The organism is Massiliimicrobium timonense, from assembly GCF_042850985.1.
Lineage (GTDB): Bacteria > Bacillota_I > Bacilli_A > Erysipelotrichales > Coprobacillaceae > Allocoprobacillus.
In genome coordinates, this window is record NZ_AP031415.1 from 540,570 (window position 1) to 556,663 (window position 16,094).

General features: G+C 35.4%; 14 protein-coding genes and 1 pseudogene. 9 read left to right on the forward strand and 6 right to left on the reverse strand.

All coding sequences use genetic code 11. From position 1 onward, the window contains the following. Window positions 1-3: 3 nt before the first annotated feature. Window positions 4-1,005, forward strand: a complete 1,002-nt coding sequence (locus ACGHJ8_RS02780) for an ABC transporter ATP-binding protein (protein WP_164483491.1) — start codon at window positions 4-6, stop codon at window positions 1,003-1,005. Continuing rightward, window positions 1,005-1,970, forward strand: coding sequence for an ABC transporter ATP-binding protein (locus tag ACGHJ8_RS02785; RefSeq protein WP_087244505.1), 966 nt, complete (start codon window positions 1,005-1,007; stop codon window positions 1,968-1,970). Before ACGHJ8_RS02780 ends, ACGHJ8_RS02785 begins: the two co-directional genes overlap by 1 nt. Before the next feature lie 30 nt (window positions 1,971-2,000). On the opposite strand, the gene ACGHJ8_RS02790 is transcribed toward ACGHJ8_RS02785, so the two are convergent. The 3 genes from ACGHJ8_RS02790 to pepT all read right to left on the reverse strand — a co-directional run bounded on the left by ACGHJ8_RS02790 (window position 2,001) and on the right by pepT (window position 5,740). Next, window positions 2,001-3,062 (reverse strand): hypothetical protein, encoded by a 1,062-nt coding sequence (locus ACGHJ8_RS02790; protein WP_390541565.1) that lies wholly within the window; start codon window positions 3,060-3,062, stop codon window positions 2,001-2,003. An 83-nt stretch (window positions 3,063-3,145) separates the two neighbouring features. Next, on the reverse strand, window positions 3,146-4,516 hold the full coding sequence (locus tag ACGHJ8_RS02795; protein ID WP_211962041.1) for an aminopeptidase: 1,371 nt from the start codon (window positions 4,514-4,516) through the stop codon (window positions 3,146-3,148). Next, the gene (gene pepT, locus ACGHJ8_RS02800; protein WP_390541567.1) at window positions 4,517-5,740 is read right to left on the reverse strand and encodes a peptidase T; all 1,224 of its coding nucleotides are present in this window, start codon (window positions 5,738-5,740) and stop codon (window positions 4,517-4,519) included. Between the two features lie 95 nt (window positions 5,741-5,835). Here pepT and ACGHJ8_RS02805 point away from each other — a divergent pair, with 95 nt between their 5' ends. Next, a complete protein-coding gene (locus tag ACGHJ8_RS02805; RefSeq protein ID WP_087357743.1) occupies window positions 5,836-6,570 on the forward strand; it encodes a nitroreductase family protein in 735 nt (244 codons plus the stop codon). A 24-nt stretch (window positions 6,571-6,594) separates the two neighbouring features. On the opposite strand, the gene ACGHJ8_RS02810 is transcribed toward ACGHJ8_RS02805, so the two are convergent. Next, entirely contained in the window at window positions 6,595-7,764 is a 1,170-nt protein-coding gene (locus ACGHJ8_RS02810) for an AI-2E family transporter (protein ID WP_390541570.1), read from the reverse strand. Window positions 7,765-7,878: 114 nt separating this feature from the next. Between ACGHJ8_RS02810 and ACGHJ8_RS02815 the strand changes: the two genes are divergently transcribed. Beyond that, window positions 7,879-8,424 carry a DJ-1 family glyoxalase III gene (locus tag ACGHJ8_RS02815; protein WP_390541572.1) on the forward strand — a complete coding sequence of 182 codons (546 nt, stop codon included), beginning with the start codon at window positions 7,879-7,881 and terminating at the stop codon, window positions 8,422-8,424. Window positions 8,425-8,450: 26 nt separating this feature from the next. Here the strand turns inward: ACGHJ8_RS02815 and ACGHJ8_RS02820 are convergent, their stop codons facing one another. After that, complete coding sequence (locus tag ACGHJ8_RS02820; protein ID WP_249191338.1) at window positions 8,451-8,780, reverse strand: inorganic pyrophosphatase; 330 nt, start codon at window positions 8,778-8,780, stop codon at window positions 8,451-8,453. A 2-nt stretch (window positions 8,781-8,782) separates the two neighbouring features. Further along, window positions 8,783-9,418: a GNAT family N-acetyltransferase gene (locus tag ACGHJ8_RS02825; RefSeq protein WP_211962037.1), complete on the reverse strand. Its 636-nt coding sequence runs from the start codon at window positions 9,416-9,418 to the stop codon at window positions 8,783-8,785. A gap of 330 nt (window positions 9,419-9,748) precedes the next feature. Here ACGHJ8_RS02825 and ACGHJ8_RS02830 point away from each other — a divergent pair, with 330 nt between their 5' ends. From ACGHJ8_RS02830 to istB, 5 genes and pseudogenes are all read left to right on the forward strand, one after another. After that, window positions 9,749-12,793 (forward strand): SrtB-anchored collagen-binding adhesin, encoded by a 3,045-nt coding sequence (locus ACGHJ8_RS02830; RefSeq protein ID WP_390540236.1) that lies wholly within the window; start codon window positions 9,749-9,751, stop codon window positions 12,791-12,793. 235 nt (window positions 12,794-13,028) lie between these two features. Continuing rightward, window positions 13,029-13,355, forward strand: coding sequence for a YdcP family protein (locus tag ACGHJ8_RS02835; protein ID WP_022087958.1), 327 nt, complete (start codon window positions 13,029-13,031; stop codon window positions 13,353-13,355). A 15-nt stretch (window positions 13,356-13,370) separates the two neighbouring features. Further along, complete coding sequence (locus tag ACGHJ8_RS02840; protein ID WP_390541575.1) at window positions 13,371-13,754, forward strand: YdcP family protein; 384 nt, start codon at window positions 13,371-13,373, stop codon at window positions 13,752-13,754. An 82-nt stretch (window positions 13,755-13,836) separates the two neighbouring features. Then, window positions 13,837-15,149: pseudogene (gene istA, locus ACGHJ8_RS02845) on the forward strand (IS21 family transposase). Continuing rightward, on the forward strand, window positions 15,146-15,904 hold the full coding sequence (istB, locus tag ACGHJ8_RS02850) for an IS21-like element helper ATPase IstB (RefSeq protein WP_087298346.1): 759 nt from the start codon (window positions 15,146-15,148) through the stop codon (window positions 15,902-15,904). Before istA ends, istB begins: the two are co-directional and overlap by 4 nt. Window positions 15,905-16,094 lie beyond the last annotated feature (190 nt).

Consider the following 16,094-nt stretch of genomic DNA (forward strand, 5'->3'; position numbering starts at 1 on the left):
ATAATGGCAAAAGTATTAGACATCAAAGATTTATATGTTTCATTCGACACATATGCTGGAGAAGTACAGGCTGTAAGAGGTGTTTCTTATTCTGTGGATGAAGGACAAGTTCTTGCAGTTGTTGGTGAATCTGGTTGTGGTAAGAGTGTAACTGCTCAAACAATCATGAAATTAAATCCTATGCCTCCTGCACGTATCAAATATGGAACTTTAACTTTAGGTGATATTGATATTATTAATACACCAGAAGAAGACATGCAAAAAATTCGTGGAAAAGAAGTGAGTATGATTTTCCAAGATCCTATGACATGTTTAAATCCAACAATGAAAGTTGGTAAACAAATTGTTGAAGCAATTGTTCATCATCAACATTTATCTAAAGAAGAAGCACAAAAAAAAGCTATTGAAATGTTGAAATTAGTACAAATTCCCAATGCTGAAGAAAGAGCTAATCAATATCCTCATCAATTTTCTGGTGGGATGCGTCAACGTGCAATGATTGCAATGGCTCTATCATGTAATCCAAAATTATTGATTGCTGATGAACCAACAACAGCATTAGATGTAACAATTCAAGCACAGATTATTGATTTATTAGATGATATTAGAAAGAAAACAGGAACAGCAATTGTTTTAATTACTCATGACTTAGGAGTTGTTGCTTCTTTAGCAGATAAAATTGCAGTTATGTATGCAGGAAAAGTTGTTGAAACGGGAACTGCAAATGATATTTTCTATAATCCATCTCACCCATATACAAGTGCATTATTAAACAGTTTACCTAAACACGATACAAATAAATCTGATAAATTATCTTCAATTCCAGGAACACCACCTGATTTATTAGATCCACCAAAAGGTTGTGCTTTTGCATCACGTTGTGAAAAATGTATGAAGATTTGTCAAAAGAAACAACCACCTATTTTCAAATTAAATGATGGTCATGAAGCTTCTTGCTGGTTATTGCATAAAGATTGTCCATCATCTCAAGGAGGAAAATCATAATGGCTGATGAAAATATTTTATTAAAAATTGATAATGTTTCTAAACATTTTAGAGTCAGTGGAGGAATTTTAAAGGCTGTTAATGGTGTAAGTCTTGAAATTAAAAAAGGGGAAACTTTAGGTTTAGTTGGTGAATCTGGTTGTGGTAAATCAACATTAGGTCGTGTTGTTATGGGAATTTATGAACCTACAAAAGGTAAGATTGTTTATAATGGAAAAGAAGTTCATATTAATAATGCAAAAAATCGTTTAGCGTATGCAAAACATGCACAGATGATTTTCCAAGATCCATATGCGTCATTGAATCCACGTATGACAGTTGAATCAATTATTGCTGAAGGTATGGAAATTCATGGAATGTACACACCTGAAAAAAGAAAACAAAGAGTTCATGAATTACTTGAACTTGTTGGTTTAAATAAAGAACATGCAAACCGTTTCCCTCATGAGTTCTCAGGTGGTCAACGTCAACGTATTGGTATTGCAAGAGCACTGGCTATTGAACCAGAATTCTTAGTATGTGATGAACCAATCTCTGCTTTGGACGTTTCTATCCAATCACAGGTTATTAACTTATTAATTGATTTACAAAAGAAATTAGGATTAACATATTTATTCATTGCTCATGATTTGGATATTGTAAAATATATTTCTGATCGTATTGCAGTTATGTATTTAGGACATTTGGTTGAATTGGGTTCTAGTGAAGAAGTTTATTCTCACTCTTTACACCCATATTCAGAAGCTTTATTATCAGCTGTACCAATTCCTGATCCAAACTTAGAAAAAGAGAAAAAACGTATTATTCTTGAAGGAGATGTTCCAAGTCCAATTGACTTACCAGCTGGATGTCCATTTGCTGGTAGATGTCGTTATGCTACTGAAGAATGTAGAACAACAAAACCAGAACTTGTTGAAGCAAAACCAGGACATTTTGTGGCTTGTCATCATCCTGTGAAAAGATAAAAAAAGTTTATGAAAATTCATAAACTTTTTTTATGCATAAAATTGTGAAATGATTTGAATGTTTTCTTCTGTTAATGTAAATGAAGGGATAATGATTGTAACAGACTGATTATGTAAAAGTGTTAATGAAACAATTTCATCATCATAATACCCATATAATAATGATCCATCAATAACAGCATGATTTCCAGCATATAAACTTGGTAAATCTTTTATTTCAGTAAATCTTTGTTTGGCTTTTTCTGGAGATGGAAATTCAAATTCTTTGATATAAAGGGCTTCGTTTCCATCTTTTGCTTCTTCTAATGAAATGTATGTATGTAGGATAGTAAAACTTGAATAACTTTGACTTGAGAAAGATGTTTCCTTATCAATTTGAAAATCACTTAATTGAATGACTTGATGCTCTTGTTGATGGAATGATTTTTGATTAAATACATCTTCAATTAATCCACCAAAGATAAGAATAATTGTTAGTAATGATAAAATGAAATAAACGATTCTCATTGACTTGAGTGTTTTTAAAGAAAAGTGAGGTATTCCATTTTTGAGTTGATGATGCATTGTACTCATTTGATGAAAACTAAAATAGTTTCTAAAAATGGAAGTTATAAAAAGGAGAAGGATACCAATATAGGCAAGTGTAATTCCATAACTCGTAAACTTATCAAAACTGGCATTATATAAATACTGAGAAAATAAGGTTAAAGCAACGAGAGATATAAAAAATCCAATAAATGAAAGAATTTTAAATGAACCAGTTGCTATATCTTTTTTATCTTCCCAAGAAAAAGGAAGGTCTTTTTGTTTTTTAGAAACAAAAACAAACATATGATGTTTTGCATAAATAGGTTGATATCCTTTTTGTTGATATTTTCTAGCAAAAGCATCTTTATCTTTTTGACGTTCTATTTTTGTAGAACCGATAGTTTTGTGAAAATCTATATGATAATAAACAGGATAATCAACTTTATTAAAGATTGTAACGAATGATAGTTCTTGAGTTATGTAACCCTGTTGACCAAGTTTATTAAGTTTGGTTTGTAATAATTCATATTCGTATGGTTTATAGTTCATAATCATAAATTTCATGGTTGTGTAACCTCCTTAATGGGCTTATTATATCAAAGAGATAATCACTTGTCTATGAAAGAAAAAAAGCTCATGATGAGCTTTTATAATTGAAGTAAGAATTGTGTATAAGCTAAGTAAGCTTCATAAACATCGACTTTTGATACAATTTCATGAGGAGCATGCATGTTTAAAACAGCAATTCCTGCATCAATAACATTCATATCATAATTTCCTAAGATGTAGGCAATAGTACCTCCACCACCTTGATCAACTTTACCAAGTTCAGCAGTTTGGAAATGAATACCGTTTTGATCCATAACATTTCTTATTTTAGCAAAGTATTCAGGATTAGCATCATTGCTACCACTCTTACCACGAGCACCTGTATATTTATTGAAAACAATACCATTTCCTAAATAAGCAGCATTTTTAGGATCATTCACTTCCTTATAAAGTGGATCAAAACCAGCACTGACATCACTTGATAACATCATAGAATGAGCTAAAGCTTTTCTAACAGATAAGAATGTATCATCACCACATAAGTGTAAGATTTGAGCAATTGTATTTTCAAAGAATAAAGATTGTGCACCAGTTGCACCAACACTACCAATTTCTTCTTTATCTACCAAAATACAACAAGATGTATATTGTGGGATTTCCTGAATATCTAAAATAGCTTTTAATGATGTATAAGCACATACACGGTCATCATGACCATATCCCATTACCATACTTCTATCTAATCCATAATCTCTGGCTTTTCCACTAGGAACAACTTCTATTTCAGCACTTAAGAAATCTTCTTCTTCAATATCATATTTTTCTTTAAGAAGTCTTAAAACATTCGCTTTCACAGCATCTTTTTCAGTATCTTTTAAAGGAATGCTTCCTAATGTTACATCTAAGTTTTCACCTTCAATGACTTTAGCAGCAGTTTTTTGTAATTGATCAGCAGATAAGTGAATCAATAAATCAGTGATACCCACAACTGGATCATGATCATCTTCACCAATCACAACATCTACCTTTGTTCCATCTTTTTTAATCACAACACCATATAAAGATAAAGGAATAGTCACCCATTGATATTTTTTAACTCCACCATAATAATGAGTATCTAATAAAGCAAAACCATCACTTTCATAAAGAGGATTTTGTTTTAAATCTAAACGTGGTGAATCAATATGAGCACCTAAAATTCTCATTCCATCAGTTAAAGGTTTTTCACCCATAATAAATAAAGCTAAATTTTTATCTTTATTGATAACATAAAATTTATCACCAGCTTTTAAGCTCTGTAAATCTTGAATATCTTGAAAACCAGCTTTTTGAGCTAATTCAACAGATTCTTTAACACAAGCTCTTTCTGTTTTACTTGAAGATAAAAATGCTTTGTATCCTTCATTAAAATCCATAACATCTTTATACTGATTATCTTTATATTTATTCCATGCATTTTTTGCGTACATTTACATTACCTCATTTCTTTCAATTATTTTTAATAGAACTTCTACTTGTTTTTTCATCATTGTGATAGATACATATTCAAAAGGTCCATGAAAATTATATCCACCAGTTCCTAGATTTGGACAAGGAAGTCCCATATATGTGAGATTAGCACCATCAGTTCCTCCACGAATGGGAACAGCATAAGGTTCAATACCACATTCTTTCATGGCTGCCATAGCGTTATCTACAATATACATATGTTGTTCAATATGTTCACGCATATTCAAATAGTCTTGTTGAATAGTGACTTTGATCATATCATACCCATATTTTTGATTGAGAAAACTAGCAATATTTTCAAAATCCTGACATTGTTTTTTCGCTAATGCAAGGTCATGATTTCTAATGATATACCCCATGACTGTTTTTTCACAATTACCTTGAATATCATGCAAATGATTAAAACCTTCATAACCTTCAGTATATTCTGGTCTGGCATGAACAGGTAACATCGCATCAAATTCTTGAGCAATATGAATAGAATTAATCATCGCATTTTTAGCACTTCCGGGATGAATGCTTTTTCCTGTAATTTCAACAACTGCACTAAAAGCATTAAAGTTTTCATATTCAATTTCAGCAATATTACCTCCATCAATTGTATAGGCATAATCTGCTTTAAAACCATCTATATCAAAATTTTCAGTTCCTCTACCCACTTCTTCATCAGGCGTAAAGGCAATTTTAATATCACTATGGTTGAATTCTGGATGATGATAAAGGTATTCAGCCATACTCATGATAATCGCAACACCTGCTTTATCATCTGCACCAAGTAACGTTGTTCCATCCGTTGTGATTAAATCATGATGAATGACATTCAACAATTCAGGGAACTCATGAGGATCAAGATATAAGTTTTTTTCTTGATTTAAACAGATTGTATCTCCCTGATAATCTCTAATGACCTGTGGTTTTACATTTTGTCCAGAAGCATCTGGTGATGTATCCATATGAGCTACAAATCCAATGGCTGGACCATGATGCTCTCCACGAGCTGGAATTGTTCCATAAACAATACCACTTTGATCTAAACGTGCATCTTCAATACCAATCTTTTTCATTTCTTCAACAAGATACTTTCCTAATTCTAATTGTTTCATAGAAGAAGGTGTTGTTGAAGATTGAGGATCAGATTGTGTATCAAAACTAATATATTTCAAAAATCTTTCTTCTATATTCATTCATCGTCCCTCGCTTTCTGTTTATTATTATACATGCATTTGTTTAAATAATCCATGATTATGATATAATTAAATAGGTATAGGAGGAAGAAAAAATGAACCAGATTATCAAAGAACTTATAGAAAGAAAATCTGTTCGTGCTTATCGTGATGAAAAGATAACTTTAGAAGAAAAGAATATGATTTTACAATCAGCTATTCAAGCTCCAACAGCTGGAAATATGGCACTCTATTCAATCATTGATGTTCAAGATCAACAACTTAAAGATCAATTGGCTAATACTTGTGATCATCAGCCTTTTATCAGTCAGGCACCACTTGTTTTATTGTTTTTAGCAGATTATCAAAAATGGTATGATATGTATTGTGCCTATCATGATGAAGACTTTAAACTTGAAGAAGCTGATATGATATTAGCTCTAGAAGATGCGATGATTGCAGCTCAAAACGCTGTTATGGGAGCATGGTCATTAGGTATTGGTTCTTGTTATATTGGGGATATATTGGAAAACTTTGAAATTCATCAAGAACTTTTTGATTTACCAAAATATGCTGTACCTGCGACACTTGTTGTTTTTGGAAAACCAACACCACAACAACAAAATCGTCAAAAACCACCACGTTTTGATATCAATGATATGGTGAGTGTAAATACTTATCATCATAAAAGTATGGATGAAACAAAACAAATGTTTATCAAACAAAGTGGAAGAAGTGAACAACAATTACAAAGCTATATTCAAGCTTTTGCAAAAAGAAAGTTTTTTGCTCAATATCATCAAGAAATGAATCGTTCTGTTCGAAAAATCATTGAATCATGGACAAAATAAAAAACAGACAATTTTGTCTGCTTTTTAATCAAATTTTTTAATCGTTTTATCCGTAATTTCAATATGGTTACGATATAAAGAAATATTAACAACACGACTTCCAACAGCATAAATTAAAGCCATGCTTGGTACAGCAATCAATAGTCCAAAGAAACCAAAGAGATTTCCAAAAATAACTAATGAAAGTAAGACATATAATCCAGAAATACCAACGGCTCCACCGACAACGCGAGGATAAATGATATTAGCTTCAAACTGTTGAATAATCACAAAACAGATTGTAAAGATGATTGCTTGAGTAGAATTGATAGCTAAGACAAGGATAAAGCCAACCGCAAAACCAAAATATCCTCCAAACATTGGAATTAAACTGGCAAGTCCAATAATAAAGGCAATCAATTCTGGAAAAGGAAGTCCTGTTATTTTAAAACCAACATACATTAAAAACATTAAAATACAGCTTTCTAACAACTGACCAGAAACAAAACCATTAAAATAATGATTAGCTTCGGCACCAATATCAAAGATGACTAAGGAACGATGATAACCAAAGAGAAAAGTAACAATTTTCTTTAATTGTCTAAGATGTGCTTCTTTATTGGCTAGTAAATAGATTGCCATAATAAAAGATGTAATTGTATTAATAAAAACACCAAAAATACCAATAGACTGGAAGATAATGTTAATACCAGCATTTCCTAACAGATTTCCACTTTGTGAAAGTAGATGATTCAAATCAAGATTTGTCAGTGCTTCTTGAATAGAATCATAGTTAATCGCATAATTAATGTTAAAATGAGCTAGTGTGTCATTAATCATTGTCACTAAACGATCAGCATAATTAAAAATATTTGTGATAATTAAAGCAATACTTTCACCAAGTCTAGGAATAATGAATGAGGAAAAGAGAATAATTAAGATAATAGCTAATAATAATGTTGTCGCAATACTTAAACCTCTTTTTAAACCATGACGTTTTATTTTCTTATCATACAAATGTTCGATATTACGCATAGGGATATTTAAAACAAATGCTATGATTATCGCAATATAAAATGGTGTTGCAAGAGATAATATATCACTTAGCATAGAAAATACTGTTTCATAGTTAAACACAACAAATGCTAATATAATAGCATAAGTTAAATAGAAAATTGTTTTGTTATTTTTAACGATTTGGGTTTTGTCAATCATAGATTCACCTTCTTTTATGTTTACTATCATAACACAATTATATATAAAAGTGTAGCTGATTGTTTATGATATCAAAACATGTTAAAATAGATAAAAAGTAAGGAGGAATTGAAAATGAAAGCTGCAGTTTTATTTAAAGATGGATTTGAAGAATTAGAAGCATTAAGTGTTGTAGATGTTTTAAGACGTGCAAATATTACATGTCAAATGATAGGGATGGATGCTTTGTCAGTGACAAGTTCTCATGGTATTGAGATAAAAGTTGATCAAATGTTTGATGAAAGTGTTTATGAAGCTGATATGGTTGTGTTGCCAGGAGGATTACCGGGAGCGACTTCACTTCGTGATGATGAAAGAGTTATTGATATTTTGAAGACATTTAATCAACAAAAGAAATGGATTGCTGCCATTTGTGCAGGACCTATTTCATTAGAAAAAGCAGATGTTGTTGCAGGAAAAAAATTTACATGTTATCCAGGATTTGAAAAAGAAATCCCTTCAGGGATTTATCAGGATGTATTAGTATGTTGTGATCAGAATATCATTACTGGACGTGGACCAGCTGCTGCTTTAGAATTTGCTTATACTATTTTAGAAAAACTTGGTCAACCTTCAAAAGATATTCGTGAAGGTATGCAGTATCATTATTTAGTGAAATAAAAAACGACTTCTTTCATAGAAAGTTGTTAGAAATGTGGAATCATCATTTCAATTTCATATTCAAAGAATTGTTCTTGGAAATAGACATAGTGTTCTATTTCTTTTTTTGTATAGGTTTTTGATGTAGGAGCAACAACCCATTTATCTTCATTATCATTGAAACGATGAATAATCGCAATGACTTCTCCTGTAAAATGAGATAAAGGTGTATCAATACCAATGACATAAGCATCTTGATACTCTCCATCACCACCCATGATTCCTTCGATGTATCCATAGTTAATAGGATAATATAGATTTTTATGTTGAGGGTGAAAACTACCCATAGGACGATCAATAGTCACGGTAACTTGCATAGTTATTCTATAAATGAGCGACTGATAATCGCAAATTCATCTTGACTGGCAAGATGTTTCTTTTCCATTTTTTCTAAGGAATCATCAAAATCTTTCGCAACTTGTGGATCAAATGCCATAGCAGGGCTTTCATAATAAGTCCATGAGTGATGATCTAAAACATGAGGCACTAAAGTTTTCACCAGCAAGGCAGTAGGATATTTTCCATTTTCCAGACTGACATGTAAATCTTTACAACTTTGAAATCCAAAACGAACATATGTTCGAGGATGTCCCATAATCACAATGGTATCATATCCAAGCTGATAGGCTTCTTTCATTGAATGTTCAATCAGTCTTTTTCCATAACCCTGTTTTTGATATTCAGGTAAAATGCAGACAGGACCAAAAGTGAGAACAACTTTTTCATTTTTATTTTCATCTATAAGCTTTGCTTTGGTATACATGATTTGACCAATAATTTTTCCATCTTTTTCTAAAACAAAGTCTAGTTCATGGATAAAATCTTCATGTTGACGTATAATATGGGCTAAATAATGTTCATAACATCCGGGCATATAAACATTATAAAAGGATTGTCTAATGATATTTTCTACGGTTGTGTAATCATCAGGTGTTTCATGACGGATTGTTATCACTTGTTTGTTTCCTCCCTCAGTTGATTTATTTTTTTAATAATAAAAAACAACTAAAAATCTGATTGTCCGCTAAAACACTGTATCTATCAGCATTTTCAAGGGTTTAAATACTTCAAATTACTACGATTTTACTACCATTGAATGAGCCTTGATACGTTAGAAATCCCAGATTTGCAAAGATATGGTACAGCACATCAGTATTGAAAAACAAAAATTGAATATCTCAAGTAGATTATGGAACGCCGATATTGACGTTCCTTTTCTATTTCCAGCCGTTCAGAAATGGACGGCTTTTTCTATATCCCAAACGAAAGGAGAATTTTAAAAGCTATGAAAAAGATATTGAAGCGATTAGCCACGGGCTTCCTTGCCTTTGCGACTATCGTTACCGCTTTGCCGACAACGGCAGTCCACGCTTCCGAGAAGCAATACTGGACAGAAAGTGCCGAGCGTGTCGGTATCGTTGAAAAAGTGATGAATGACGGTTCTATCGGTTCGACATTCAATGAGGGACACATGACCGTTGAGGGCGAGGACGCTTTCTGCGTGGATATTAACACTAACTTCCGCAACGGCTACAAGACCAGAGCCGACGCAAGCACACGCATGAGCTACGACCAGATTTCAGATGTTGCCCTCTCAATCGAGTATGTCAATCAGTATGTGCAGAGCCACAGCGGATTGAGCAGTCAGCATATCTACCTTTTGAAACAGTGCGTCGTATGGCAGAGATTGAGTGTTCATCTGGGCTGGCAATGCGATAACGTCAGAGCTTCCTATGATGAAATCCCAAAAGCGATACAGGACGAGGTGTACGCCGGGGCAAAAACCTTTGCCAGCGAGAACAAGGGACGCTATGAATGTGGCGGTTATATCTACTCTGGCGAGGGACAGGACATTGGACAGTTCTGGGCGAAACTTGCCGTAGGAAATGCCACCCTTAAAAAGACTTCCAGTAATGCCAGCATTACCGATGGGAACGGGCTTTACTCTATCGCTGGTGCGACTTATGGTGTCTATTCTGATAAGGACTGCACAAAACAGCTTGCCACCCTTACGACGGATAACAGCGGAAATACTGATACTGTGGAAGTAAAGGCTGGCACAGTCTACATCAAAGAGCTTTCCGCTCCTGCTGGCTACAAGGTGGACAATACAGTGTATTCCTTAAATGTGGAAGCTGGCAAGACAGCGACCTTGAACGTATCCGATACGCCAAAGGTTACAGATACCCTTATCGAGCTTTTCAAGATTGACATGGAAACACAGAAAGACGCTCCACAGGGCGACGCTTCCCTAGAGGGTGCGGAGTTCACATGGAAATTCTATGCGGGACACTATACCGCTGACAATCTCCCCAGCGAGCCTACAAAGACATGGGTGACAAAGACAATCGCTGAAAAGGACAGCGACGGCACTATCCATTATGTTTCCCGCCTTTCTGATGAATACAAGGTATCTGGGGACAGCTTCTATACACAGGACGGAAAGAACGTGCTTCCTTTAGGAACGCTGACGGTCGAGGAAACGAAAGCTCCTAACGGCTATCTTCTTGACGGTGCATATATGCAGACTGACGGAAGCGAGGAACAAATTAAGGGAATGTACCTTACACAGATTACCGAGGACGGCGACATTGCCGTACTGTCTGGAAGCAATCAGTACCATGTATCAGACAAGGTTATCCGTGGCGGTGTAAAAATCCAGAAAAGAGATTTAGAAACCAGCGATACCAAAGGTCAAGGAAGTGCGACTTTGAAAGACGCTGAATTTGAAATCATTTCCCTTAATGACAACGCTGTACTTGTCGAGGGGAAACTTTACAGCAAGAATGAAGTGGTAAAGACAATCCTTACCGACATTGAGGGCGTGGCTTCTACTTCTGCCGACCTGTTACCTTACGGAAAATACCGTATCGAGGAAAGCAAAGCACCAGAGGGCTATCTAACAGAGGGTGCGAAACCGATTGAATTTGAAATCACAGAGGACGGAAAAATCGTTGACCTTACAGGGACAGACACGTCAATCTACAATCAAGTGAAGCGTGGCGACCTAGAGGGTGTCAAGATTGGAGCTGGCACACACCAGCGTCTTGCGGGAGTTCCGTTTAGGATCACCAGCAAGACCACAGGTGAGAGCCACATTATCGTAACTGATGATAACGGACAGTTCTCCACTTCTTCTGACTGGGCTTCCCATAAGAACAACACCAATGCAGGAAAGACCAGCGAGGACGGTATCTGGTTTGGAACAAGCGAGCCAGACGACAGCAAGGGTGCTTTGATTTACGATACCTATATCATTGAGGAATTACGCTGTGAGGGCAACAAAGGCTTTGAGCTTATCCCGCCGTTTGAAATCGTGGTGTCCAGAAACAATGTGACCATTGATTTAGGGACACTTACTGATGAATACGAGAAAGAAATCTCTATCCATACCACAGCCACAGGCAAGGACGGCGAGAAGTCTATCGTGGCTGGTAAAGAGGTAACAATCGTTGACACGGTTACCCTTGAGGGTCTGGAAAAAGGGACGAAGTATCAGCTTAAAGGCTGGCAGATGTTGAAAGAGGAAAACGCCGAGCTTCTTATCGGCGGACAGCGTGTGGAAAGTGATTACACATTCACAGCCGACAGCGAGGAAATGAAGATTGAAATAGAATACACGTTTAACGCTTCTTCTCTTGGCGGTCAGAACCTTGTTACCTTTGAGGAACTTTACGACCTTTCCAATGAGGACGAGCCTGTAAAGGTGGCTGAACACAAGGATATTGACGACGAGGGACAGACGGTGCTTATCACGGAGCGTATCATCTCTATCCATACCACAGCGACCAGCGAGGACGGAAAGAAAGAGATTGAAGCAGGAAAAGACGTGACAATCATTGATACCGTTACCCTTGACGGATTGGAAATCGGCACAAAGTATCAGCTCAAAGGCTGGCAGATGATTAAGGACGAAAATGCAGAACTTATCATCAATGGTGAGCGTGTCGAGAATGACTATACCTTTACTGCCGACAGTGAAAGTATGGAAGTACAGATTGCCTTTACATTCGACGCTTCCGAGCTTGGCGGGAAAGAGCTTGTGACCTTTGAGGAATTATACGATTTGAGCAATCCAGACGAACCGACTAAGGTTACAGAGCATAAGGACATTGAGGACGACGGGCAGACGGTGACAATCACAGAAGTACCAGAAATGCCGGAAGAACCAACAGAGCCGGAACAGCCGACCACACCAGATACACCGAGCAAGACAACAGACGCTCCAAAGACAGGCGATAACACAAACATTGCCTTATTCTTAGGGCTTCTTATTCTCTCTGGTGCAGGCGTGGCAGGAACATACTTCATCAAGCGTAGACGTTCATAATCGGACGGTCTGCTTATGATGATGAAGAAATCACGTTCCCCGCCGATACATGGAAACGGCGGAGCTTCCCTTTATTCTGGCTTGTCCGCCACCCACCTGTAAGCACACAGACAGTCAAGGGTGCTTTTAAGCATTTACCTGCCCTTGACGGTCTGGGGGCTTACGGGTATCACACCACCAGCCAGAATAAAAGCATTGATAATCAACAGATTTTATAGAAATGAGGTATGAACACATGAAATTGAAATATATCGTGCCTGACATGGCACAGACTTTTGGTAACTTGGAGTTTGCAGGAGAAAATGAGGTAGAGCAACAGCGTGTCAATGGTCGCTTTGTCCCCGTGACGAGAAGCTATAACCTGTATTCCGACATTCAGAGAGCCGACGACATTATCGTGGTGCTTCCCGCAAAGGCTGGGGAGAAGCGTTTCAAGTATGAGCAGAAAGTAAAGCTCATCAATCCTAAGATTACCGCCGAGGGAAAGAACGTGCGAGGTCGTGGCTACACTAACTATATCTTAACGGCTGATGATATGCTTCCAGCCGAGGAAAGCAAGTAAAGGGGGTATCAGACTATGAGATTAGCGAATGGAATTGTATTAGATAAGGAAAAGACGTTTGGAGTGCTGAAATTCTCTGCCCTTAGACATGAAGTGCGTGTGGAGAATGAGGACGGGACGACCACCGAGGAAATCAAGCGTAGAACTTACGATTTGAAATGCAGTCAGCAGGAACGCACGATACAGGTATCTATCCCAGCGGAAATACCTGTCAAGGACTATCCGTACAATGCCGAGGTGGAGCTTATCAACCCTGTTGCCGATACGGTGGCAAACGCCAACTACCGAGGGGCAGACGTGGAATGGTACATCAAGGCAGACGACATTGTGCTGAAAAATAAAGGCGGTCAGCCCGCAGGAAATCCACAGAACCATGCTCCGTATAAATGCTACTATTAATATGTACAAAAATGATCATATAAAAATGTACAAAATCAATTCAACATAATATAATAATTCAGTTTTTATTGGAGGTTATATTATGATTATGAATTTAACAGTCAATTCAAGTATTGAGATTAATTGCTTGCTTGATTTACCAAAATTGAAAGTATTAGTAGAGGAGTTAAAATTGAAAATAAATAAATCACAGATTGCCAGAGAGCTTGGTGTCGATAGAAGATTGATAGATAAATATATGAATGGTTATACTAAGCCAAAGAAAAGAGAAAGAAAAAGTAAGTTAGATAAATTTTATCAAATAATATATGACTTACTGATCAATCAAAATACTCAAGTTTTCTTTTATAAAAGAGTTTTATGGCAGTATCTAAAAGATAATCATGGATTAGAATGCTCAGCTTCACATTTTAGAAAGTGGATCAGTCAACATGAGGAATTCGATAAATACTTTAATGGCAGAACAAACAGGACAGTGAATGGTAAAGTTAGAAACAGTACTACAAATCATCAGTCAATCAAAAGAGAGACGGGTATGGGAGTTGAAGCACAATTAGACTGGAAGGAAAATATGCATTATACCTTAAATACAGGTGAAGTTATTGAATTAAATATCTTTGCACTTGTTTATTCCTATTCAAGATATAAAGTTAATTTTATTTCGCTTACAAAAAAGCAAGGTGCTCTATTCCATTATCTTGATCAGGCATTTGAAGCAGCAGGTGGTGTGCCTGACATTTTAAAAACCGATAATATGAAAACGGTTATGGATGAGGCAAGAACAGAATATTCGAGTGGAAAGGTCAATGCGAAGTTTCAACAATTTGCGAATGATTATGGCTTTGTAGTGAAACCATGTATTGCCGGAAAACCATGGAGTAAAGGAAAAGCTGAAGCACCAATGAAATTATGGGATGAACTATATGCCTATAATGGAAAATTAAACTATGCACAACTGAATGAAAAAGTAACGGAAATTAATGAAAGGCATAATTGCCAGGTGCACAGTGCAATAGGAAAAATTCCGAAGCTTCATATTCAAAAAGAAAAAGATTTCTTATCCCCCTTACCACAAGAAAAGATAAGAAATCAATATAAAATCACCATTAAACCAGTAAAAGTAGATTCACAAAGCTTATTTTCCTATAAAGGAAATAAATATTCCGCACCACCAGAATATATTGGTAAAACAGTGAAACTACAAATATTTGATGATTATATACATGTGCATTTTAACACAAAACTCATAACAATTCATCAAATATCTCAGTCAAAATACAATTATCATGAAGAGCATTATCAAAAAATATACGAAGTAAGTTTTAAAGATAGTTCGGATGAAATTAAACAACTAGCTAAGGAAAATTTAAATTTGATAGGAGAAATATACAATGAGTAGTACATATATGCAATTAAGAAATAACCTGAATTATTTGAAACTAAGTCAAATGAATGAAAATTTAGATGAGATATTGGATTACATAACTAAGAACAATCTATCCCTTACTGAAGGATTGATTAAATTGACCCAAATAGAAATCGATCATAGAGAAAAGAATATGATCAAATCAATGGTTAAAGTAGGAGCTTTTCCTCACCATAAAGAATTAAGGGATTTTGATTTTGATTTTCAATCATCAATTAATAAACAACAGATATTGGATTTTGAGACACTCAGATTCATTGAGAATTGTGAAAATATCGTATTTCTAGGTAATAGTGGTGTAGGTAAAACACACTTGGCTGTAAGTATAGGCATCGCCGCAGCAAAGCGTAGAAATAGTACATATTTCATCAAATGTCATGACCTTATTCAACAATTGAAGAAAGCAAATAATGAGAACAGATTGGAAGATCGACTTCGCCATTTTACCAAATATAAAGTATTGATCATAGATGAACTTGGCTATCTTCCAATTAATAAAGATGATGCGAAATTATTCTTTCAACTGATAGATAGACGTTATGAAAAAAGAAGCACGATATTAACTACAAATATCAATTTTAGTGAGTGGGATGAAGTTTTCTGTGATGCGGTAATGGCAAATGCCATTTTAGATAGAGTCCTTCATCACGCGCATGTGGTAACTATAACGGGTAAATCCTATCGGTTAAAAGATCATATGAAGCCAAACGAAGAGGAATCCTAATATTAAGAAGTATTCCTAGTTATATTGAACAGGAACATAATTGTACATCATAAATGATCATTTTTGTACAAAATTATATTGACATTTATACTCCGCATGGACAGCAGAAAAAATAAACAGATAAAAGCTGATATGTATTGCCTGCCTTTTCAAGCTCCTATATAATGAGAACGAAGCAATATAGGAGTGA

Bases quoted from the DNA above. Each gene is read 5' to 3' on its own strand.
- ACGHJ8_RS02785 (WP_087244505.1), top strand. From the start codon at position 1,005: ATGGCTGATGAAAATATTTTATTAAAAATTGATAATGTTTCTAAACAT.
- ACGHJ8_RS02820 (WP_249191338.1), bottom strand. From the start codon at position 8,780: ATGCAAGTTACCGTGACTATTGATCGTCCTATGGGTAGTTTTCACCCT.
- pepT (WP_390541567.1), bottom strand. From the start codon at position 5,740: ATGAATATAGAAGAAAGATTTTTGAAATATATTAGTTTTGATACACAA.
- ACGHJ8_RS02805 (WP_087357743.1), top strand. From the start codon at position 5,836: ATGAACCAGATTATCAAAGAACTTATAGAAAGAAAATCTGTTCGTGCT.
- ACGHJ8_RS02780 (WP_164483491.1), top strand. From the start codon at position 4: ATGGCAAAAGTATTAGACATCAAAGATTTATATGTTTCATTCGACACA.
- ACGHJ8_RS02810 (WP_390541570.1), bottom strand. From the start codon at position 7,764: ATGATTGACAAAACCCAAATCGTTAAAAATAACAAAACAATTTTCTAT.
- ACGHJ8_RS02840 (WP_390541575.1), top strand. From the start codon at position 13,371: ATGAGATTAGCGAATGGAATTGTATTAGATAAGGAAAAGACGTTTGGA.
- ACGHJ8_RS02830 (WP_390540236.1), top strand. From the start codon at position 9,749: ATGAAAAAGATATTGAAGCGATTAGCCACGGGCTTCCTTGCCTTTGCG.
- ACGHJ8_RS02790 (WP_390541565.1), bottom strand. From the start codon at position 3,062: ATGAAATTTATGATTATGAACTATAAACCATACGAATATGAATTATTA.
- ACGHJ8_RS02835 (WP_022087958.1), top strand. From the start codon at position 13,029: ATGAAATTGAAATATATCGTGCCTGACATGGCACAGACTTTTGGTAAC.
- ACGHJ8_RS02795 (WP_211962041.1), bottom strand. From the start codon at position 4,516: ATGTACGCAAAAAATGCATGGAATAAATATAAAGATAATCAGTATAAA.
- ACGHJ8_RS02815 (WP_390541572.1), top strand. From the start codon at position 7,879: ATGAAAGCTGCAGTTTTATTTAAAGATGGATTTGAAGAATTAGAAGCA.
- istB (WP_087298346.1), top strand. From the start codon at position 15,146: ATGAGTAGTACATATATGCAATTAAGAAATAACCTGAATTATTTGAAA.